The sequence below is a fragment of the Synechococcus sp. BA-120 BA3 genome (genome assembly GCF_034931285.1).
Classification (GTDB): domain Bacteria; phylum Cyanobacteriota; class Cyanobacteriia; order PCC-6307; family Cyanobiaceae; genus Cyanobium.
This window is the reverse complement of record NZ_JAYGHZ010000005.1, coordinates 1-21,557: the sequence shown is the minus strand read 5'-3', so window position 1 is coordinate 21,557 and position 21,557 is coordinate 1. Positions and strand designations below refer to the sequence as shown.

At 71.7% G+C, this 21,557-nt stretch carries 16 protein-coding genes and 1 pseudogene; 5 read left to right on the top strand and 12 right to left on the bottom strand.

Annotation, left to right across the window (positions count from 1 at the left end; translation table 11 throughout):
* Window positions 1–150: 150 nt before the first annotated feature.
* The 3 genes from VB737_RS00665 to VB737_RS00655 form a co-directional block, all read right to left on the bottom strand.
* Complete coding sequence (locus tag VB737_RS00665) at window positions 151–600, bottom strand: Hsp20/alpha crystallin family protein (RefSeq protein ID WP_500310262.1); 450 nt, start codon at window positions 598–600, stop codon at window positions 151–153.
* A gap of 251 nt (window positions 601–851) precedes the next feature.
* Window positions 852–1,505, bottom strand: a complete 654-nt coding sequence (locus tag VB737_RS00660; RefSeq protein ID WP_500310261.1) for a cation transporting ATPase C-terminal domain-containing protein — start codon at window positions 1,503–1,505, stop codon at window positions 852–854.
* A complete protein-coding gene (locus VB737_RS00655; RefSeq protein ID WP_500310259.1) occupies window positions 1,506–3,671 on the bottom strand; it encodes a cation-translocating P-type ATPase in 2,166 nt (721 codons plus the stop codon).
* 93 nt (window positions 3,672–3,764) lie between these two features.
* Here VB737_RS00655 and VB737_RS00650 point away from each other — a divergent pair, with 93 nt between their 5' ends.
* Entirely contained in the window at window positions 3,765–4,688 is a 924-nt protein-coding gene (locus VB737_RS00650) for a TraB/GumN family protein (protein ID WP_500310257.1), read from the top strand.
* Here the strand turns inward: VB737_RS00650 and VB737_RS00645 are convergent.
* The 4 genes from VB737_RS00645 to VB737_RS00630 all read right to left on the bottom strand — a co-directional run bounded on the left by VB737_RS00645 (window position 4,685) and on the right by VB737_RS00630 (window position 11,551).
* Complete coding sequence (locus tag VB737_RS00645) at window positions 4,685–7,828, bottom strand: efflux RND transporter permease subunit (protein ID WP_500310255.1); 3,144 nt, start codon at window positions 7,826–7,828, stop codon at window positions 4,685–4,687. The two genes, VB737_RS00650 and VB737_RS00645, sit on opposite strands and share 4 nt — an antisense overlap.
* Window positions 7,829–7,897: 69 nt before the next feature.
* Window positions 7,898–8,119 carry a DUF3136 domain-containing protein gene (locus VB737_RS00640; RefSeq protein ID WP_015110915.1) on the bottom strand — a complete coding sequence of 74 codons (222 nt, stop codon included), beginning with the start codon at window positions 8,117–8,119 and terminating at the stop codon, window positions 7,898–7,900.
* A 43-nt stretch (window positions 8,120–8,162) separates the two neighbouring features.
* A complete protein-coding gene (locus tag VB737_RS00635) occupies window positions 8,163–9,722 on the bottom strand; it encodes a bifunctional orotidine-5'-phosphate decarboxylase/orotate phosphoribosyltransferase (protein ID WP_500310253.1) in 1,560 nt (519 codons plus the stop codon).
* 98 nt (window positions 9,723–9,820) lie between these two features.
* Window positions 9,821–11,551 carry an NAD-dependent malic enzyme gene (locus VB737_RS00630; RefSeq protein ID WP_500310251.1) on the bottom strand — a complete coding sequence of 577 codons (1,731 nt, stop codon included), beginning with the start codon at window positions 11,549–11,551 and terminating at the stop codon, window positions 9,821–9,823.
* Between the two features lie 119 nt (window positions 11,552–11,670).
* Between VB737_RS00630 and VB737_RS00625 the strand changes: the two genes are divergently transcribed.
* The gene (locus VB737_RS00625) at window positions 11,671–12,498 is read left to right on the top strand and encodes a fumarylacetoacetate hydrolase family protein (protein WP_500310249.1); all 828 of its coding nucleotides are present in this window, start codon (window positions 11,671–11,673) and stop codon (window positions 12,496–12,498) included.
* Window positions 12,499–12,520: 22 nt separating this feature from the next.
* The gene (locus tag VB737_RS00620) at window positions 12,521–12,853 is read left to right on the top strand and encodes a TIGR02450 family Trp-rich protein (protein ID WP_500310248.1); all 333 of its coding nucleotides are present in this window, start codon (window positions 12,521–12,523) and stop codon (window positions 12,851–12,853) included.
* On the opposite strand, the pseudogene bchD reads toward VB737_RS00620, so the two are convergent.
* Window positions 12,779–14,827 (bottom strand): annotated as a pseudogene (bchD, locus tag VB737_RS00615) (magnesium chelatase ATPase subunit D). The gene VB737_RS00620 and the pseudogene bchD sit on opposite strands and share 75 nt — an antisense overlap.
* Window positions 14,827–18,591, bottom strand: a complete 3,765-nt coding sequence (locus VB737_RS00610; protein ID WP_500310246.1) for a cobaltochelatase subunit CobN — start codon at window positions 18,589–18,591, stop codon at window positions 14,827–14,829. The pseudogene bchD and the gene VB737_RS00610 overlap by 1 nt, the downstream one beginning before the upstream one ends.
* 130 nt (window positions 18,592–18,721) lie before the next feature.
* Here VB737_RS00610 and VB737_RS00605 point away from each other — a divergent pair, with 130 nt between their 5' ends.
* Window positions 18,722–18,952 (top strand): hypothetical protein, encoded by a 231-nt coding sequence (locus tag VB737_RS00605; RefSeq protein ID WP_500310245.1) that lies wholly within the window; start codon window positions 18,722–18,724, stop codon window positions 18,950–18,952.
* 31 nt (window positions 18,953–18,983) lie between these two features.
* On the opposite strand, the gene VB737_RS00600 is transcribed toward VB737_RS00605, so the two are convergent.
* The 3 genes from VB737_RS00600 to VB737_RS00590 all read right to left on the bottom strand — a co-directional run bounded on the left by VB737_RS00600 (window position 18,984) and on the right by VB737_RS00590 (window position 20,387).
* Window positions 18,984–19,538: a L,D-transpeptidase gene (locus VB737_RS00600; protein ID WP_500310243.1), complete on the bottom strand. Its 555-nt coding sequence runs from the start codon at window positions 19,536–19,538 to the stop codon at window positions 18,984–18,986.
* 76 nt (window positions 19,539–19,614) lie between these two features.
* On the bottom strand, window positions 19,615–19,890 hold the full coding sequence (locus VB737_RS00595; protein ID WP_500310241.1) for a cell division protein SepF: 276 nt from the start codon (window positions 19,888–19,890) through the stop codon (window positions 19,615–19,617).
* A gap of 68 nt (window positions 19,891–19,958) precedes the next feature.
* On the bottom strand, window positions 19,959–20,387 hold the full coding sequence (locus VB737_RS00590) for a Rid family detoxifying hydrolase (RefSeq protein ID WP_500310240.1): 429 nt from the start codon (window positions 20,385–20,387) through the stop codon (window positions 19,959–19,961).
* An 11-nt stretch (window positions 20,388–20,398) separates the two neighbouring features.
* Here VB737_RS00590 and VB737_RS00585 point away from each other — a divergent pair.
* Window positions 20,399–21,557 (top strand): ABC transporter ATP-binding protein (locus tag VB737_RS00585; RefSeq protein WP_500310238.1); only part of this gene is annotated, 1,159 nt, incomplete at its 3' end.

Here is a 21,557-nt window from a genome sequence, read left to right as displayed (position 1 = left end):
GGTGGGGCCTGGATCGGCCGGGTGGCGGCAGCCGGCCCCGGAGACGGCCGCCCCCGGGGCCAGGTGCTGCTGCGCACCCCCTACGGCAGCGAGCGGGTGCTGGTGCCCCTCAGCGGCGAACTGCTGCCGCGGATCTGCTGACGCGGGACCTCACTGGATCGGCACCTGGGTCGGCGCAGCGCTGGGGGCGGGCCCCTTGCGGGGCACCGTCACGGTCAGCTGCCCCTCCCTGGCAGTGGCCTTGAGGCCGGCGGTGTCGGCGTCCTCCGGCAGGGTGAAGCTGCGGGAGAACTGGCCGTAGAAGCGCTCCACCCGGTGCATGCGGGTGCTGTCCTCCTTCTTCTCCTGCTGCCGCTCCCCCTGCACGGTGAGCACGCCGTGGTCGATGGTCACCGTGAGGTCCTCCTTGCGGACCCCGGGGATGTCGGCCTGGATCTCGTAGGCGGTGTCGGTTTCGACGATGTCGACCCGGGGATTCCAGTCGGCCATCGTGACGGCACCGTTGCTGCGGCTTGAGGGCCAGGGCCAGGGCAGGCTGCGGGTGTAGCGGTCAAAGAGCTCTTCGACGTCCTTGAGGGTTTCCGAGGGAATGATGGCCATGGTGCTGCCTCCTGAATGGGAAAGAGAAGGGGGAAGAACGGGCCTTGGCCTTGATCTTGCGCCTCGGCAAGCTTCGGGGACCGGGGGCTGTTGCACATTGTCTGAAATGTGCAGACTTTCACCTCTGAAGTGAACGGATGCAGGCAATAAAGCGATCAAAGCGATAGGCAGTCCTGCCCCTCTTCTGACACTTCAATTGTATTCAGGCTTCCCAGTTGACCTGATGGCCGTTGGCTGCGATGGGGAAATCTTCACCCTCCGCAGCGCGCCGTTCTCCAGCGCTTGTCGAGGGCATCGGCGAGGATCACCAGCACCGGCGCCAGGGCCATCGGCCCCAGCCAGGTCAGCGGGAAGGGCGCCATGCCGAACAGGTCCCCCAGGGGAGGAAACAGCACCAGGGCACTGGCCAGCAGCAGTTCGCTGATCAGCCCCAGCCCCAGCCACCGGTTGGGCCGGCCGAGGGTCTCCCAGGCCGGCCGGTGTTCGCTGCGGCAGGCCAGCAGGGCGCCCATCTGGCCGGCCACGATCAGGCAGAAGCTGACGCTGGTGGCCTGGCGCTGGATCGCCTCCACGCTCGCCCCGGCCGTTCCGTGCAGCAGCTGGGGGGCCAGCAGGCGAAGCTCGCTCCAGCCCACGCCGTTGGCTCGCCAGGCCAGCAGGTAGCCCGCCATCGCCACCAGGGCCTCCACCAGCCCCAGCACCAGATAGGCGCGCAGCATCACGGCCCGGTTGAGCAGCGGCAGTCCCCTGGGCCGAGGGGGCAGGCGCATCACCCCCGGCTCGGGGGGGTCGGCCCCCAGACCCAGGGCGGGCAGCAGGTCCGTCCCCAGGTCGACGGCCAGGATCTGCAGCACCGTGAGGGCGGCGGGGATCCCGGCGGCCACCATCGCCAGGAAGGGCAGCACCTACGGCACGTTCGACGCCAGCACGTAGGTGATGAAGCGGCCGATGTTGGTCACCACCGAGCGTCCGTAGCGGACGGCCTGCACGATCGTCGCGAAGTTGTCGTCGAGCAGCACGATGTCGGCGGCCTCCCTGGCCACGTCAGTGCCACTGATTCCCATCGCCACCCCGACATCCGCCGCGCGCAGGGCCGGAGCATCGTTGACCCCGTCGCCGGTGACGGCCACCACCTCTCCCAGGGTGCGGTAGGCCTGCACCAGGCGCAGCTTCTGCTCCGGCGCCATGCGGGCGAACACCAGCCGGTGGCGGAACTTGAGCAGCTGGCGCAGGTGCACGTCGCTGATCTGGGCCAGGGTTGGCCCCTCGATCACCCGCACCGGGTCGGCGCTGGCCTGCTGGCGCGCCGTCGATCCGGCCCTGGGCCCGGGTGGGTCCAGCAGCCCGATCTGCTGGGCGATCGCCTGGGCCGTGAGGCCGTAGTCGCCGGTGACCATCGTCACCTTGATGCCGGCGTCCCGGCACTGGCGGATCGCGTCCGGCACTTCCGGACGGGGTGGGTCGTAGAGCCCGAGCAGCCCGAGGAACAGCTGGGCGCTCTCCAAGGTCTCCGCCGCAGCGTCGTCGCCCCGACCATCGCCGCGGCGGAGCGCCACGGCGATGACCCGGTAGCCCCTCGAGGCGAGATCGTCATTGGCGTCCACCACCCGCTGTCTCAGGAGGTCATCCAGCGGGGCCTCTCCCTCACGGGACAGCCAGCTGGTGCAGTGCTCCAGCACGTCCAAGGGTGCCCCCTTGGTGATCAGCAGGGAGCCCCCGGTGGCGATCGGCAGATCGTCGGCCCGGTCGTTCCAGTCCACCAGCACGGTCATGCGGCGGCGATGGGAATCGAAGGGGATCTCGCGGCGCCGTGGATGCCGGCCTGGCTGTTCCTCCGCAACCAGGCCGGCGACGGCGGCGGCCAGCAGCATCGCCGTTTCCGTGGGATCGCCCACCGCGCGCCAGGGTTCGGCGCCACGGCCGGCCCCGGCCGCCACCGGCTCCAGCCGGGCATTGGAGCAGAGGGCGGCACAGCGCAGTAGCAGCCGCTCCAGGCCCTCTCCCTCCGCCGGCAGCCAGGTGCTCTCCACCGCCATGCGGTTGCCGGTGAGCGTTCCGGTCTTGTCGCAGCAGATCACGCTCACCGACCCCAGGGACTCCACCGCCGACAGTCGCCGCACCAGGGCCTTGCGCCGCGCCATGCGCTGCACCGCCATGGCCAGGGAGAGGGTCACGGTGGGCAGCAGCCCCTCGGGGACGTTGGCCACGATGATGCCGGTGGCGAACACCACGCTCTCCTGGGGGCCCATGCCGACCAGCAGGACGCTGAGGCTGAACGCCACCAGTCCCATCGTCACGGCGATGGTGCAGATCGTGTGCACGATCCGTCCTACCTGCACCTCCAGGGTGCTGGCGGCCCGGGCGGTGCCCGCCGCCAGCCGGGCCACCTGCCCGAATTCCGTCTCCGCGCCTGTGGCGTAGACGAAGGCTTCCCCCCGTCCGGACGCCACCATGCTGCCGGCCATCACCAGGTTGCTCCTCTCACTGGTGCTGACCCTCACCTGCCACGGGGCGCCCGCGAGGGCGACAGCCTGGCGGGCCACCGGCAGGGATTCACCGGTGAGCACGGAGAGATCCAGATAGAGCGCGGTGGCCACGCTGAGGCGGCAGTCGGCCGGAACCCTGTCCCCCTCCTCAAGCCGTAGCCGATCCCCGGCCACCAGCTGCTCCGCCGGCAGAGAGCGCAGCTCACCATCGCGCCACACCTGCACCTGGCTGGGCAGGGAACGGGTGAGAGCGGCCAGGGTGCGCTCGGCCTGGAATTCCTGCCAGAAGGAGAAGACGCCGTTGATCAGGACCACCGACCAGATGGCCCAGCCCAGCTGGGGGGTGCCGGCGGCGAAGGCCAGGCCCCCGGCGATCCACAGGAGCAGGGCCATGAAGTGGACCATCTGATCCAGGAAGCGCAGGGCCAGGGGTCGGCGCCTGTGGAGAGGGAGCCGGTTGGCGCCGAAACGCGCCAGCCGCCGTTCGGCCGCTTCGCTGCTGAGACCCTCGGGTGTGGTCTGCAAGGCCCGGTGCACGTCCTCCAGCGGCAGCGACCAGATCGGCTGGGAAGCGGCAAGCAGCACGGTCCGGCGGCAGGGGCCAGGATCAGCATGGGCATCCGGGTCCCGGGCGAAGCCGCATCGCTAGCGTCTGACAGCGTGTGGATGGCACCGCCCATGCCCCTGTCGGTGCGGCGCTCCTCCCTGGCGCTGGTGGTCCTTGTCCTGACGGCCGTGCCCGGGTTGGCGGCCGTTCCAGCGGCGCCGGCCGAGGTCGGCACCCTCTGGCGGGTGCGGGACGGTGCCGGCACCGTGTTCATCGCCGGCTCCCTCCACCAGCTGCGCCGTGACCGGGCCGGCCTCCCCCCCTCCTATGGGCTGGCCTACGGGGAGGCGGAGCGGCTGGCCATGGAGCTCGACATGGATGCCCTCAGCCCGGCGGCCCTGGCCGGCGAGCTGGTGGCGCGGGCCCTTGATCCCGACGGCCGCTCCCTGCGCGATGGCCTCCCGGCGGCTGCCTGGCGCTCCCTCCAGCCGCGCCTGGCGGGCCTGGGGCTGCCGGAGGCGGCGATCGATCGTTTCGAGCCCTGGGCCGTGGCCCTGCTGCTGGCCTCCGCCGAATTCCTGCAGCGGGGCTACTCCCCCGACAGCGGGGTGGAGGGCCAGCTCCAGGCCAGGGCCGCCGCTGATCGCAAGCCCATCGACGGCCTGGAGACACCGGCCCAGCAGTTCGAGCTGTTCGACGGGCTGCCCCGGACCGACCAGATCCAGCTGCTGGAGGTCACCCTGAAGGAACTGGATGGGATCGGCCCCCGGCTGGACGCCCTCGAAGCGGCCTGGCGGGCCGGCGACCTTCCGCGCCTGGAGGCCCTCCTGCTGGGCGACTACCGCCAGCGGCCGGACCTCCACGAGCGGCTGGTGGTCCGGCGCAATGCGGCCTGGGTGGCTCCGGTGCGGGGGTTCCTGCGGCGCCCCGACGACACGCTGGTGGTGGTGGGGCTGATGCACCTGCTGGGGGACCGGGGGCTGATCGCCCTGCTGCGGCAGCAGGGGCTGAAGCCGGAGCGGTTCGTGGCTGGCGCCTGGCGGCCGGATCCCTAGGACGGCTCGGCCCGGCGGCCGTGGCCCGCGCCCAGGCTGAGCTCCCAGCCCTTGACGATCCGGTAGAGGGTGGGCACCAGGAACAGGGTGAGGACGGTGGCCACCAGCAGCCCGAAGAACACCACGGTGCCGATGCTGGTGCGACTGGCCGCCCCGGCGCCGGTGGCGAACAGCAGGGGCAGGAAGCCCGCCAGCGACGAGAAGGCGGTGAGCAGGATCGGCCGCAGTCGGGCGACGGCGGCGCCGTGCACGGCCTCGTCGAGGGGCATCCCCTCCGCCAGGCGCTGGTTGGCGAACTCGACGATCAGGATCGCGTTCTTCGCCGCCAGGCTCACCAGCACCAGCAGGCCCATCTGGCCGTAGACGTCGAGGGGGAGGCCCCGCAGCGCCAGACCCAGCACCCCGCCAAGCACCCCCATCGGCACCGTCACCAGGATGATGAACGGATCAGCGAAGTTCTCGTAGAGGCCGGCCAGCACCAGCAGCATCACCACCACCGCCAGCGCGAACACCTGGCGATTGCCGCCGCCGGCGCGGGCCTCCTCCCTCGCCAGCCCCGCCCACTCCAGGTCGGTGGCGGTGCTGCCCCGGTCGCGCTGCAGTTGCTCCAGCAGGGCAATGGCCTGGCCGCTGCTCACCCCGGGGCCCGGCTGGGCCCGGATGCTGATCGAGCGCACCAGTCGGGTGTGATTGATGGTGGTGGGGCCAGTGCCGGCCTCCACCTGCACGATCTGGGCCAGGGGAATCAGCTGGCCCTCCCGGTTGCGCACCTGCAGGGCCAGCACGTCATCGGCGTCCCGCCGGGCCTCCCCTTCGAGCTGGACGATCACCCTGCGCACCTGGTCGCCTTCGAAGCTGTCGTTGACGTAGTCGCTGCCGAAGCTGGCCCCGAGCACGCTCACCAGTTCATCGAGATCCACCTGGAGCGAGGCCATCCGCAGCCGGTCGGGGATCAGACGCAGCAGGGGGGCGTCGGCGCTGAAGCGGGTGCCCACCTGTGCAAAGGCGCCCGTCTGCCGGGCCGCAGCGATGAAGGCCTCGGCCTCCTGCTGGAACTCGCCGAGGCTGAGGCGGCCGCCGCTGGTGTCGAGCAGGTCGAACTCCAGTCCGCTCTCGCTGCTGAAGCCCCGCACCGTGGGGGACTCGCTCACGATCACCGTGGCGTCGCTGATCGTCTGGCGCAGGCGTCGGTTCAGGCGTTCGGCCACGGTGGCGGCGCTCTGGTCGGCGCCGGGGCGTTCCTCGATCGGCTTGAGCCTCAGGAAGAAGATCCCCTTGTTGGGGGAGCTGTCGCCGAAGGAGCGACCGGCGTAGAAGTTGGCGAAACGGATCAGGGGTTCCTGGGCCATCACCGCCCGCACCTGCTCCATCACCTGCTGGGTGCGGGGCAGGGCGATGCCGTCCTGGAGCAGCACCACCCCCCGGAGCTGGCCGCTGTCCTCCTGGGGAATGAAGGCCGTCGGCCGCTGCTGCAGTGCCAGCCCGGTGAGCAGCAGGCCGACCAGCAGGCCGGCCACCACCCGCCGGCGCCAGCCCAGCACCCGGCTGAGCAGCCGGTCGTAGGGCCCCTCCAGCCGCTCGAGGGCCCGCCGGGGGGGATCGATCCAGCGCAGCAGCCAGGCGGGCTCCCGGCGCTCGGCGTGGAGCAGCCGGCTGGCCGCCACGGGGGTGAAGGTGAGGGCGTTGAAGGTGGAGAAGACGATCGTGCCGCCGATCGTGAGGGCGATCGGGGCATAGAGGCGCCCCAGGGTGCCCTGCAGGGTGAGCACCGGCAGGAACACCACGATCAGCACCAGGGAGGTGGCGATCACGGCGCCTCCCAGTTCCGCCATGGCTTCACGGGCGGCCTCCAGGGGCGGGCGGCCATTCTCCAGGCGGCGGCCGATGTCCTCGCTCACCACGATGGCGTCGTCCACCACCAGCCCGCTGGCCAGCACCATGCCGAACAGGGTGAGGGTGTTGATCGAATCGCCGCTGAGCCGGAGCACGGCCAGCGAACCGATCAGGGCCACCGGCACCGCCGAAGCGCTGATCAGGGCCAGGCGGCTGTTCCCCAGCCCCAGCAGCAGCACCAGGAACACGAGCAGCACCGCCTCCCGCAGGCTGGCCGTGGTCCGGTCAATGCTGGTGCGGATTGAGGTCGCCTCATCGACGATCACCTGGAGATCCACCCCCGGCGGAAAGCGGGGGCCCAGCTCCTCGAGGGCCCGGTCAATGCCCTGGCTCACCTCCAGGGCATTGCTGCCGTCCCGCTGGAAGATCCCCACGGCCACAGCCGTCTTGCCGTTCAGGTCGGTGGCGATCGATTCGTAGTTCTCGCTGCCCAGGTTCACCCGGCCCACGTCCTTCAGCAGGGTGACGCCCCCGTTGGCGCTGCGGTCGACCACCAGCGACTCGAATTCCTGGGCGGTGCGCAGCCGTCCCTCCATGCGCAGCGACAGGGTGACCAGCTGGTCGTCGGGGGAGGGGGCCACGCCGGCCTGGCCGAGGGCGGCCAGCACGTTCTGCTCCTCGAGGGCATCGCGCACCTCGCTGATGGTGAGGTTGCGTTCCTCCAGACGCAGCGGATCCAGCCACAACCGGAAGGCGAGCGAACTGCCTCCGAAGAGCCGCACCTCGCCGACGCCGGGCACCCGCTGCAGGCGGTCGCGGACCACCTGATCCACCCAGCCGCTCAGGAAGGTGTCGTCGTACCGGTCGCGGCTGGCGCTGAAGCTCAGCACCATCAGCAGGTCGTCGGAGGTGCGCCGCACCTGCACCCCGAAGCGCGCCACCTGGGCGGGGAGCTGGCGGCTCACCACCGCCGCCTCGTTCTGGGTGTTGATCTGGTTGATCTCGGGGTTGCCGCCCTCAAACCCGAGGGAAATGCTGCTGCCATTGGCCGAGCTGGTGGAACGGATCGAATCCAGCCGCTCCAGGCCGTTGAACTGCCTCTCGAGCAGGGTGGTCACCCCCTGCTCCACCACCTCCGGACTGGCCCCCGGGTAGCTGGCGCTCACCGACACCCGGCCCGGAGCGATCGGCGGCAGGTTCTCGACCTGCAGCCCGGGAAGGCTGATCAGGCCGCCGAGCAGAACGAGCAGGCTCAGCACCAGCGTCAGCACCGGCCGGCGCAGGAAGGGGTCGGAGATCGACTTCACGGAAACGCCTGGGTGGGCACCGACCCTGATCGCCGGTCGATCCTGGCAGGTACGGCAGGCGCCCCGTGATCAGCGCAGGTCGCGTTTCAGCACGGCGTAGAGGTAATCCGGGGACTTGTAGCGGCTCGGCAGGCAGATGTGCAGCTGCTCCAGCCGGCTCCAGCAGACCGTGCGCTGGATCGCCTCCATGGTGCGGCCCTCCTTGAGCAGGAGCCGCATCGCCTTGCAGTACAGGGAATATTTCGCCTCAAGCTCTCCGATCGTGGGGGGCTGACCCTGGACCTGGGGCATGGCGGAAGGGGGCACCCGGGTTTTGCAGGGGTGCCAGTCCACTCTACGAGCTGGCCAGTATCCCCTCGACGCCTGGCGCCGTGGCCGCGGGGGCATGGCCGAGGGTGGCGGCCTGGTCGTCGCTGAGCCGCCCGGCCGCATGCAGCACGGCGGTGATGCGGGCGATGTCGAGCACGGCGTGGCACCGATAGCCCGCCCGGGCCAGCCGCTCGCGGGCGCTGGTGTCGGCCCGGCCGCCGTGGTCGATGAACACGACCACGTCCTCCACCTCCAGGCCGGAGCTCTCCAGCTTGGCGATGCCCTCGAGCACGCTGCTGCCGGTGATCAGGATGTCGTCCACCACCACCACCCGGTCGCCCTCCTCGAAATCCCCTTCGATCAGGCGGCGGGCCCCGTGGGCCTTCACCTCCTTGCGGGGATAGAGCAGGGGTTTGTGCAGCTGCAGCGACAGCCCGGTGGCGGTGGGAAGGGAGCCGTAGGGAATGCCAGCGATGCGGTCGAAGACCAGCTCCCCGAGCTGGCCGGCATAGGCGTGCAGCACCCGGTGGAACAGGTTGGGATCGGAGATGATCTGGCGCAGATCGACGTAGTAGTTGAAGACGGCGCCCGAGGCCTGGACGTAGTCGCCGAAGAGCAGGCAGCCGATGTCGAACAGGTCGAGGATCAGGCTGGCCAGGGGGTCGCCGGTGCCGTCGGCCTCCGCGCCGGGCCCGGCCCCGGTGCTGCCCTCCGGGCGACGCTCCGGCAGCCACAGGCTGCAGGCCTCGCCCTGGTCCGGCGCCCGCCGCTCCAGCCAGCGGTCCCGGCGCTCGCTGATGCGTTGCTTGAGGGCGGCGGCGCGCTCAGCGATGTCGTCCTCCACCAGCAGGTTCTGGGGCAGGGGCATCAGCAGGCCGTCGGCGGCCGGACTCAGCCCGGCCTCCAGCAGGGCATCAAGGCGATCCTCCTCGCCCCAGAGGCTGCGCAGGATCAGGAAGCGCTCCGGCGCCTCCTGGCGCACCCGGGCCAGGATCGCCGGGTCACTGGTGCCCACCTCCAGCAGCAGCTGGTCGGGGGTGGCCCAGAGCTGGCATTCCCGCACGATGCGCAGGTAAAGGGGATCGCTCTCGTCGGGGTGGTGCTGCAGCACCCGGGCGGCCGCGTTGGAGCTGTGGCAGGTGATCACCACCGCCTTGTCGGGATACAGCAGGAACGGGGCGGCGATGTCCTGGCCGGCCAGGGGGGAGAGGGTGACGCCGTCGGCGCCGAGTTCGCGGAACAGGTAGTGGGCCAGCGCCGATGAGCTGTTCAGGTCCCCGTGCTTGGTGTCGATGATCAGGGGGATGTCGAGCGGCACCAGCTCCCGCACCTCCCGCAACAGTTCCAGACCCACCGGGCCGAGGGCCTGGTAGAAGCCGAGGCTGGGCTTGTAGGCGCAGACGTGGTCGGCGGTGGCCTCCACCACCGCCTTGATCCAGTGGCGGGCCTGGGAGAGAAACGAACGGCCGCCCATGCCGCGGCGATGGGCCCAGGCCTGCAGCATCTCCGGGTTGGGGTCGAGGCCGGTGACCAGGAGCGACTGACGGGCGGCGATGGCGTCGGTGAGCTGGACGAAGAAGCCCATCGCGCGGGGGGTTGGTGCCCAAGGTGCTAAGGCGAGGGCCACCGCCGGCGCGAGGGGGTGACACAGGACTTATTGATCCCCGAGCCTCAGGGGCTGTCTCAGCCTTGAAGTTCGGCGTACGCGGGGCTCCAGCGGCAGGCCTCCAGACGTGCGAGGGCGGCCTCCGGGGTGGCGGCCCGGCGGGCCAGCCCTTCCCGCACCGCCTGGATCGCCACCGCTTCGGCCACGGCCCGGGACACCGCCTGGACGGCCGCCAGGGGTGGCATCAGGGGGGCGTCGGGATCGGTCGCGGCCGGAATCACCCCGGCCAGGGCCTCGATGCTGGCGTCGATCATGGCGTCGCTCACCTCGGTGGCGCCCACCGCCACGGCGCCGTAGCCCAGGCCCGGGAACACGAAGCAGTTGTTGCACTGGCCGATCACCCGTTCCATCGACTGGCCCGCGTCGTTCGTGCAGCGGACCGGCGGGAAGGGGCTGCCGGTGGCCACCAGGGCCCGGCCCCGGCTCCAGCGCAGCAGGTTCTCCGGGGTGATCTCCGCCAGGGGGGTGGGATTGGAGAGGGGGAGGACGATCGGCCGCCCGCCATCGGCGCAGAGGGCCTCCACCACCGCCTGATCGAAGGCGCCGGCGGCGGTGGAGGTGCCGATCAGCACCCCCGGCCGCACCGCCTCGATCACCGCCAGCAGCCCCGGGCCAGGCCCCCCGGCCGAGACCGCCGCCCCGAACCGTGCCGCCAGCAGCTCCGGCCCCTTGGCGAACGGGCGGGCGCCGCCGGAGAGGCCCGGGGTGCCGGTGTGGATCAGCCCGTCACGGTCGATCAGCCAGAGACGGTCGGCGGCCTCGGCGGCCGAAAGCCCATGGCGCTGCAGCAGCCGCCAGAGCCGTTCGGCGATGCCACAGCCGGCGCTGCCTGCCCCGAAGATGACGATCGGCTGATCGGCCAGCCCTCGGCCAAGGCCCCGCAGGCCGGCCAGGATCGCCGCCGCCGCCACGCTGCTGGTGCCCTGGATGTCGTCGTTGAAGCTCGGCACCCGGTGTCGGTAGGCCTCCAGCACGGGGCGGGCATGGCTGGCCCCGAAGTCCTCCCAGTGCACCAGGGCGCCGGGGCAGACCGCCTGCACCGCGGCGATGAAGCGGTCGAGGAAGGCGGTGTAGGCCTCCCCCTGCAGCCGGGGCCGGCGCAGGCCGGGGTAGCAGGGGTCGGCCAGCAGTTCGGGCCGGTCGGTGCCCACGTCGAGCATCACCGGCAGGCCCCGGGCCGGATCGAGCCCGGCGCAGAGGGTGTACACCGCCAGCTTCCCCTGGCAGATCTGGATGCCCCCCACCCCCTGGTCGCCGATACCGAGGATCCCCTGGGCGTCGGTGACGAGCAGCAGATCAGGAGAATGGCCGCCGGCGCCGCCGCAGGCCTGGGCCAGCAGCTCCCCGAGGCGCTCCTGCTGCGGCGCCGCCAGATAGATCCCCTGGCTGGGGCTGCGGTAGGTGTGGCTGAAGTGCTGGATCGCCTGCCCCACCGTGGGGGTGTACACGATCGGCATCGCCAGCTCGATGTGGTCGGCGAGGAAGCGGTGGAAGAGGGTGACGTTCCGCTCCCTCAGGGTCTGGAGATAGGCGTAGCGCTCCAGGTCGCTGCCCATGGCGTGGAAGGCCAGCCGGCAGCGCTCCACCTGGGCCTCGATCGTTTCCACCTGCCAGGGCAACAGGGCCTCCAGCCCCAGCTCCCGCCGCTCCGCCCGGCTGAAGGCGGTGCCCTTGTTGAGCAGCGGATCATTGAGCAGCTCGGCGCCCCGGAGGGTGGTGCTCCGCTGGCGACGGGGTTCGGCGACCACGGCGTGCTCCTGGATCCGCTGGTACCCCCATCATCCACGGGCTGCCGGGCGAGAGTGGGCGCCGCGGGCGCCTTGCCGCCCCTCGGCAGCCCCCTGACAGGTCCTCCGTGCAGCCCCCCATGAAGATCGTGCGCTACCAGGAGGCTGCGGGCGCCATCCGCCTCGCCCGTCGCCATCCCGACGGCAGCCTGGAGCGCCTGGCGGGCGACCTGTTCGGCGCCCTGGAGCCCACGGGCGAGCCGGCCGCGGCCCACAGGATCCTGGCCCCCCTCGAGCCGCGCGCCCTCCTCTGCATCGGTCTCAACTACCGCCGCCATGCCGCCGAGACCGGCGCCGCGATCCCCACCTGGCCGGTGCTGTTCATGAAGGTGCCGGGGGCGGTGCAGCATCCCGAGGCGCCGATCACCCTGCCCACCACCGCGCCCAGCCACCAGGTGGACTACGAGGGGGAGCTGGCGGTGGTGATCGGCCGCACCTGCCGCAACGTGCCGCGCTCCGAGGCCCTGGGGGTGGTGCTGGGTTACACCTGCGCCAACGACGTCAGCGCCCGCGACTGGCAGAAGCAGCCCCAGCTCGGCGGCGGCCAGTGGTGCCGCGGCAAGAGCTTCGACACCTTCGCGCCCCTGGGCCCCTGCCTGGTGACCGCCGCGGCGATCCCCGATCCCCAGGCCCTCCGCCTGCAGACCCGCCTCAACGGCGAGACGGTGCAGGCGGCCAGCACCGCCGACATGATCTTTCCGGTGGCGGCGATCATCGAATTCCTGAGCGCCAGCACCACCCTGGCGGCCGGCACCGTGATCCTCACCGGCACCCCCAGCGGCGTCGGCATGGCGGCCGATCCGCCCCGCTGGCTGCGCCGCGGCGATACGGTCGAGGTGGAGATCGATGGCATCGGCGTGCTGCGCAATCCGGTACTGGAGGAGTCCATCCCCGAGCCGGCCGTCTGAGGGCCGTTCCGCACCGCGCCCCATGAAGCTCTCCGCCGCCTGGACCTGCCAGCCCGCCAGGGCCGCCGGCTGCGGCGGCTATCGCCACTTCGCCGTGCTGGGCCAGCGGGGCCGGGGCCGGGAGCGCAGCGTGGAGCTCCAGGCGGTGCTGGACCCCGGCTACCGGCTGCTGGTGCCCATGGGCGAGCTGCGCGACCGCGCCGCCTGGCTGCCGGGCTGGCAGCGCCTGCCGCAGCAGGGTGGGCCGGATCAGACGCCCGCCCCATTCCTGGCCGGGGCCTCACCGGAGCGGCATACCCCGACCCAGGACGCCGCGGGTGGTGGCGGCGATCTCCCGTTGGCTGGCGCGCGGTAGCGGTTCGTACCGGCCTCCCCCGTGCCGCGCCAGCTCCTGACCCAACCCACGGGCCCCGTGGAGCGGGCCGGTGTCGATCACCAGCAGCTCCATCGCCAGCGACCGGATGGCGTCCGCCAGTCCCATCACTTCCTGGCGGATGCCCTCCAGGCCCAGGGTCTCCGGGCCATCGGCATCACCGGAGGCCAGGGATCGGCCCAGGGACACATTGGCCTTGCCGTCACTGATCAGCACCAGGATCACCTCGGCGACATCCTTGCTGGCGCGAGCGTTCTGTCCCACGCGTACCGCCAGCGCCAGCCCGTGGGCGAGGGGCGAGCCACCACCGCAGGGCAGCCGCTCCAGGCGCCTCGACGCGGCGGTGATCGAGCGGGTCGGCGGCAGCTGCACCTCGGCCCGCCGGCCACGGAAGCTGATCAGGGCCACCTGGTCGCGGCTGCGGTAGGCCTCCCCCAGCAGCTGCAGCACGGCTCCCTTGGCCGCCTGCATGCGGTTGAGGGCCATCGAACCGGAGGCATCGACCACGAAGATCACCAGCGCTCCGGCCTTGCGGGCCAGCAGCTTGACCCGAAGGTCGTCCTCGCGCAGCAGCAGATGGCCTTTCGTCCCGTGACGCTGGTTCGCCAGCGCCCGGCGACGGGCGCGCTGATGGGGGGCGGCCGCCCGCAGGGTGGCGTCAATGGCGACGTGGCGGATCGGCCCATGGGGCAGCACGGGCTTCACGTAGCGACCGCGCTCCTGGGAGAGCACCGTGCCCCTGCCGCCGGCCTTGCCGTGGCGGCGGTGGCCCCGGCTCGCCATCGCCAGCAGCTTCGGATCAAGCAGGACACCCTCGGGGGAGAACAGGAACTCCTCCGGGATCCCTCCAGAAGGCGGTTCTCCGCCGGTGGACTCGGGCGGGGGCCCATCCTCCGGCGCCGACCTGTCGCTGGGCTCCCGGTCGTTCTCCTCGGGAGGGGCCGGGGGGGTGGCCGGGGGTACGGCCAGCACCGCCGCTCGCGGCAGGATCACCAGCTCCACCGCGAGGCGCAGATCCCCGGCGTTCACGGTCCGCCTTCCCTGAAGGGCCGCATGGGCGCGTGCGACCCGCACGGCGAACAGCTCGGCCCGGTGGCCCTCGGTGCCGGCCCGGTTCGCCTCCTCGACGAGGTAGCGCACCTGGGCCGGCGCCAGGCGCACGCGCCCCAGCAGGCGACGGCCCGCGATGACACCCTGTCTCAGCAGGTCCAGGCCTGGCCTGTGGCGGTTCCAGAAGGCCTCCGGGTCGTCGGCGTGCTGTAGAACCCGTTCCACCGCTTCCACCCGATCCTCGAGGGTGAGGGGCGCATCGGCGGAGAGCGGCATCGCGAAGCGGTCGATCACGTGCGGTGGCATCTCCCCTTCCGCGGGGTTGCAGGTGGCGATCAGCAGGGGCCTGCAGGGATGGCGGAAGCTGATCCCTTCCCGCTCCACCTGGTTGAAGCCTGCCGCCACCGCCGCGAACAGCAGAGTGGCGAGCCCCCGCTCCAGCAGGTTGATGTCGTCCACGGAAAGCACACCGCGGTGGGCCTCCGCCAGAAGTCCCGGCTGGAACACCGGCCGCCCTCGCCGCATCGAGGCCTCCACATCGACTGATCACAGCAGGCGGTCCTCGCTGACCCCGAGCGGCACCGTCACGAAGGGGGTGGGCACGAGGGCACTCACGGGCGTGCGGCTGATGCGGGCCCGGTGGGCCCAGGTGGCGTCATCCCAGTCCGCCGGCGCCCGGGGGTCGGCATTGCAGCAGGAGTGGCGGATCACCCTGATCGGGGGCAACAGGGCGTGCAGGGCGCGGGCCATGACGGTTTTGGCCGTACCCCGCCGTCCGGCGATCACCACCCCGCCCAGACCGGGATCCACTGCCAGCAGCAGCAGGGCGGTGCGGATCGCCGGCTGGCCCACCACCGCGTTGAGGGGGAAGGGGCCAGGCGGGCCGACCTGTGGGGGCGTCGCCACTAGGGAACGGCGGCCACGGCCACGCCCTCCAGTTCCGCGTCGGTGAGGTCGTGGAGCTGGCGGAGCCTGTTCAGTTTCTCGGCGGGAGCGTTCCACAGGCCGCGACTGCTCGCTTCCAGCATCCGGCCCACCACATTGCGGAAAGCCTCTGGATTCGCCCGGCGCAGCCGCTCCGCCATCGCCGCATCGAAGGCGTAGGTGTCGGCGGCCTGGTCGTAGACCCAGCCGTCCCGGAATCCGGTGGTGCCGCCCCAGCCGATCAGGGCCGTCATCCTCTGGGAGATCTCGTAGGCCCCCCCCGACCCCATCGCCGCCATCGAGGCGGCCCAGCGGGGATTGAGCAGCTTGGTGCGGTACTCCAGTCGCAGCAGTTCCTCCAGGTCGCGGGGGGTGGTGTCCCGGGAGAAGGACTCCACGAAGCTGGCCGCCACCCGGCCACCCGGCCGACGGGACTGCTGGGCCAGCTCAGCGGCCCGCTTGAGCCCCCCGGTGTTGGCGTAGTACTCCTGGATGTCGGTGAGGCCGTACTCCACCGAGTCGATCTGCTGCACCACCCGGTCGGTGCTGCCCAGCAGTGAGGCCAGCACCTCCGGTCGGGCCTGGCCCTTGTCGCCACGGCCGTAGCTGAAGGCGTTCCTGTCCTGCCAGGTGCCGGCCAGCTCGTCGCCGCTCTCCCAGTTGGCGTCGGTGATCCGGTCATTCACCAGGGAGCCGAAGTCGCCGGCCGGATTGGAGAACAGGCGGGCCGTCGGGTTCTCCACCCCCTGGGCCTCCAGGGCGCGGGCATGGCGGCGGAGGGCGTTGCGCTCCTCCGGCTCGTCGGCCGCCGCGGCACGCCGGAACAGGTCGTCGAGGAGCTCGACGATGTTCACGAAGCTGTCGCGGAAGATCCCCGACAGGTTGACCAGCACGTCGATGCGCGGGTGGTCGAGGCTCTCCAGGGGCTTCAGCTCGTAGCGCACGATCCGCCCGGTGCCCTCCTTCACCGGTTCGGCCCCCACCAGCTCCAGGAGGATCGCCAGGGATTCACCCCGCGTCTTGATCGCATCGAGCCCCCAGAGCATCACCGCCACGGTCTCGGGCCAGGCGCCGTCGTTCTCGGCCCGGTGTTTCTCCAGGATGCGCAGGGCGATGGCGCGCCCCCGTGCCATCGCCCCCGGCGACGGCATGCGGTAGGGGTCGAGGGCGTGGATGTTGCGGCCGGTGGGAAGCACCCCAGGGCCGTCGCGCAGCAGGTCCCCGCCGGGGGCGGGGGGGATGTATTCGCCACCCAGGCCCCGCAGCAGCTGGTCGATCTCCTCGGTACTGCGGGCCAGCAGCTGGCTGATGCGCAGGGCTTCGCGGAGGCGTCGCGACCGATCCTCCGCGTCGGCTTCACGGGGGGCCGGATGGCGCCGTTCCAGATCGGCGGCCTGGTGCTCGAGCGTCGGCCCGTCGCCGGGGGGCGCCAGCGCGGCGATCGCCTCCAGCAGCGCGGGGTCGAGCCCGTCGCCGACGTAGGCCTTCAGGTAGCCCAGCCGCTGCTCCGCGTCCGGCGGCTCGCCGAGGGTATGGAGGCCGCTGGAGAACAGGCGGTTCTCCAGCAGCTGCAGGTAGGTGCCCAGCCGCACCAGCCAGGTGCCGAAGGCGTCGGGATCCTGGTCGGCAGCCGTGGGGGCCGGGCAGTCGGCGTCGAGGCCGCTGTCGGACACCTGCTTGAGAATGCCGTCGCGCAGGGCGGCGTTGCGCTCCGGATCCTCCCGGTACTCGGCGATCAGATCCCGCAGGGCGATCAGTTCCCGGTAGAGGCCGGCGCGGCCGTAGGGGGGCACGTTGTGGGACACGATCACCCCGTAGCCACGCCGCTTGGCGAGCATCGATTCGGAGGGGTTGTTGGCCGCGTAGACGTAGAGGTGGGGCAGGTGCCCCAGGAGCAGGTCGGGCCAGGAGTAACCGGTGTTGCCCAGCGGTGAGCCCGGCAGCCACTCCACCGTGCCGTGCATGCCGAAGTGAAGCACCGCGTCGGCCTGGAAGCCTTGCTGCAGCCAGTTGTAGAACGCGGCGTACTGGGGGTGGGGGGTGAGGTCCCACTCGTACATCAACCGCATCGGATCCCCCGCCACCCCCAGCGGCGGCTGCACCCCGATCCAGATGTTCCCCAGCTGCAGCCCGCCCAGCAGGAAGCGATCCCCCAGGGTGCGGATGCCGGTGCCCGCCAGCGGGCCCCACTGCCTTTCGATGCGGGCGGTGTGCAACGGCCCCAGCCACTCCCGCAGGGTGTCCACGGCCACCGTCGTGGTGGTGGTGTCCTCGAGGCGCTCACCGGGGGGCAGGCGCGAGACCCAGGCTTCGTCGGCCTCCTTGACCCGGGCGATCAGCTCCTCGCCGCTTTCGGGCAGCGGCCCCACGTGATAACCCTCGGCGACCAGGGCCCGCAGCAGTGCCAGCAGCGACGCGGGTACGTTCAGCAGGGCGGCGGTGCCGGTGGCGCCGTAGCCGGGGGGGAAGCCGTAGAGCACGATCGCCAGGCGGCGCTCGGCCGGCGGCTTGCGGCGCAGGGCGATCCAGGCGTTCAGCCGGCCGGTGAGACGCTTCAGCCGCTCAGGGATCAGGTGGATCCGATCCCCCACCAGCCCGCCGAGGGGCACCGGATCGATGGCGCCGTCCAGTTCGGGCAGGGCGAACAGCACCACCCCCTGCAGGCCGCCGATGCCCTGGCGGGTCCAGGAGTGGAGATCCTGGATCAGCAGCGGGGCTGCCACCACGTAGGGGACGTTGCGGGCCCGCAGGATGCGCTGGGCCACCTCCTCCCGCCGGCCCGCCTCCATCGACCCGGCTGGCCCGCCCACCAGGGGGAAGCCGATGGTGGAAACGATCGCATCGACGGCCACCGCCTCCCGCCCTCCCTTCTCACCGGGACCCCGCATCCAGTCGCGCACCGCCATGTGAGCCTCCACGCCGTTGATGAACACCGGCAAGGGGACCAGCCGCGCCGCCTCGAAGGCACGGATCAGCTGGGGGATGTAGGGCTGCCCGGTGACCACGTGCTTGCGGTACAGCAGCAGCCCCACCACCGGCCAGTTCTGGCGTTCCGGGCGGCTCCCCGGACGGGTGTGGCGGAACCAGGCCAGGTAGTCGCGCGGGTGGAGGAAGGGGTCGGTGTGGTCCGGATGGACCAGGCCGAGGTCCGGTGTCGCCACAGGAGCCGGGATCGCTCCGGATGTCAGCCCCAGGCCGTGGCGGGCCAGATAGAGGAACAGGGCGGTGACGTTCCCGGGGCCGCCGGCGTTCCAGTAGCCGTAGAGGATCAGCCAGTGGCGCAGATCCTGAGCCCGACGGGACGGGAGGAAGCGCAGCAGCTTCGGCCCCACCTTGAGGAAGCCGATGTAGCCGGCCAGCCTGTCCTCCTCCCGGCCGCCGCCGAACTTGGCCAGCAGGGACTGGATCGGCTTCGGCATGCCGGCGCTGCTGCCGTCGATCGTGAAGCGGCCGAAGCGGGTGAGCCCCATCAGTTCGACGGCCGATTCGAACACCAGGCGGATCGGGATCGCCTCCGTCCGCTGGCGCAGCCACTCCACCTGATCGAAGTCGAAGATCAGGCTGGCGAAGAAGGCATCCGCTCTCGCCAGTGCCGCGGCCACCTCGGCGGGCCGATCGCCGAGGTCCCGGTCGCTGAACACCGCGATCGCCAGCTGGGGGCAGCGGGCCATGGCTTGATCCGCCGCCTCGCGGTACAGACCGGTGTTGAAGGCTTCGAACCCGGCGATCAGAACGATGCGTTTCATGGCCGTCCCGTGCAAGCCACCTCTCAATTCTGGGGCGCGGCCGGTGCCCTGTCCCCAGAGCCGGGGCTGGGACTGGTGGACCGTTGGATCCGGCGGGCTTCCGTACACTCGCCACAGTCGACAAGGGCCTGTGACCTTCAACGGAACCCTGGAGGAACTCCAGTCGCTGGTCGAGGGGCTCGGCTGTTCCGGTCACTGGGTGCACGAGGGGGCCTTCGAGATGCTCGTCATCGAGGACGGCGAATCGAACCTGCGCCTCAACTGGTGGCCCGGCACCGGCGCCGTGATGCTGGTGGGGGACCCGGCGCAGCGCAGGGATCTGGAGTCGCGGCTGCAGGAGGCCCTGGCCGGCCGCGCCTGAACGCCAACGCCGCCGCCGAGGCCCCCCGGCCTCAGTCCTTCACCACCAGTTCCGTGGTGCCGCTGCGGCGCAGCAGATCGCCCAGCACCAGCAGGTCGTTGCCGTGGATCAGGCCGATGCAGCCGTCGGTGCCGCTGCGGCGCCCCCGGCCGGCGCTGGGATCGTGGTGGATCCCCAGACCCCGGCGGTCGGTGGGGAAAGCGGGCTCCAGGCCAATCCAGAGAAAGCGGCCCAGTTCCGCATCATCCGTTGGCTCCACAGGCGTGATCTCGGTGACGGCGTAGCGGCCCCGCGGCAGCGGGGCCTTGCTGCCCAGCCGGTGGCGGTCAGCCTCCTGGCGCCTCACCCGGCCTACCAGGGCCTCGTAGGCCCGTGGCGGCTGGCCCGGGAGCAACAGCTGCAGTTCCCAGATCGGATCGCCGGTGACGGGCAGCTGGCGGTCGGTGCGCACCAGCACCATCCGGCCGCCGCCGGCCGCCACCGCCTGGGCAGCCTGGGTGGCCTGGGCCGATGGGGCAGGACCGGCCAGCACCAGGCCCAGGGCCCAGGCGAGGGCCAGCGGGACCTGGCCGGAGGAACGCTTCATGGACAGCACGGGACCAGCGCCCGTGTTACTGCTCCGGCGCGGGGGCCACAAGGGAGGGGGTGCCGGTCCTGAAGGTTCAGGCCCGTTCGTCCCCGTCCCGGCTGATCGTCACCAAGGCCGGCGCGAACAGGAACACGGTGTCCCCCAGCCGCTCCGACTGACCGTCCAGCGCAAAGACGCCACCGGAGACGAAATCGATGGTGCGCTGGGCCTCCTCCGGCGCCATGGCACTGAGGTGGAGCACCACGGTCTTGAACTGCTGCACCGCCAGCACCGCCTCCACGGCCTCCTCGAAGCGGCCCGGTGTCATCACCACCACCTCGTGAAACCAGGAGCCGAAGGGGGTTTCCATCGCTCCAGGTTGCCTCAGGGCGTCCCCCCCAGCCAGCGGCAGGGCGTGAGCCTCCGGTGAGAACCGACTCAGGCGACCAGGGCGATGGCGTCGATCTCCACCCGGGCGCCCCTGGGCAGGGCCGCCACCTGCACGCAGGCGCGGGCCGGTGCGACGCCCTCGCTGAACAGATCGGCATAAAGGGCGTTCACCCGGGCGAAATCGCCGAGGTCGACCAGATACACCGTGGTGCGCACCACCTGATCGGGGCCGCAGCCGCCGGCGGCCAGCACCGCCTGGAGATTGCGCAGCACCTGGCGGGTCTCGGCCTCCACGTCGCCATCCCCCACCAGCACCCCGCTCACCGGGTCCAGGGCGATCTGGCCGGAGCAGTAGAGAACGCCGCCGGCGAGCACGGCCTGGTTGTAGGGGCCCACCGGGGCGGGGGCGGCCGGGGTGTTGACCGGATGAGACAGGGGGCTGTGCCTTTGGTCACCCTCGCCGGCGCTGGAACTCATGACGGGTAAAAATGCGGGACTGGGATCTTATTGCTCGCTCGAACACCATCACCAAGCCGTCCGCCACTCCCGCCACCGCGGCAGCCGCCCTTTCAGCCGCTGCAACCGCCACGGCCGCCAACTCCGGGGATGCCGGCCCCGGAGCCCACGTCCGCATCGAGGACCTCTGGTACCGCTACCCGGGACGCGACGTCTCCGCCTGGACGCTCCAGGGCATCGATCTCGTTCTCGGGGCCGGTGAGCTGGTGGGGCTGCTGGGCCCCTCCGGCTGCGGCAAGACCACCCTGCTGCGCCTGATCGCCGGCTTCGAGCGCCCCGGCCGGGGCCGGATCAGCATCGGTGGCCAGCAGGTGGCGGGCCCGGACCGCCTGCTGCCCCCCGAGCGGCGGGGCGTCGGCATGGTCTTCCAGGACGATGCCCTGTTTCCCCACCTCGATGCCTGGCGCAATGCCTGTTTCGGCCTGCGCCGCGGCCAGGACACCGCCCGGGTGGCCTGGCTGCTCGATCTGCTGGGCCTGGGCGGCCTGGAGCGCCGCTACCCCCACGAGCTCTCCGGCGGCCAGCGCCAGCGCCTGGCCATGGCCCGCGCCCTGGCGCCCTCCCCCTCGGTGGTGCTGCTCGATGAACCCTTCTCCAACCTGGACGTGGAGGTGCGGCTGCGGCTGCGCAGCGAACTGCCGGCCGTGCTGGCCCGCTGCGGCGCCAGCGGCCTGATGGTGACCCACGATCCGGAGGAGGCGCTGGCGATCTGCGACCGCGTCGGGGTGCTCCGCGACGGGGTGCTGCACCAGTGCGCCCCGCCCCGCGAGCTGGTCGACCGGCCCGCCACCGCCTTTGTCGGCCAGTTCGTGCTCCAGTCCAACCTGTTGCCGGCCTCCTGGCGGGGCCGGCGGCTGCAGACCGCCCTCGGTGAGCTCGAGCCCCTGTCCGGGGGGGATCAGGGCCCCGGGGAAACCGAGGCCGTCGAGGTGATGGCCCGCCCCCAGGCCCTGGAGTTCCTGCCCTCGGAGGAGGGATCCGCCTGGATCACCGGCCGGGAGTTCCTCGGCCGGGAATGGCTCTACCAGGTGCAGCTCGGCGACCAGCGGCTGCGCTGGCGGGCACCCCTGGAGGCCGACCACCCCCATGGCCGGCGCGGCCGGCTGCGGTTCCGCTCCGGCGAGTCGGCGC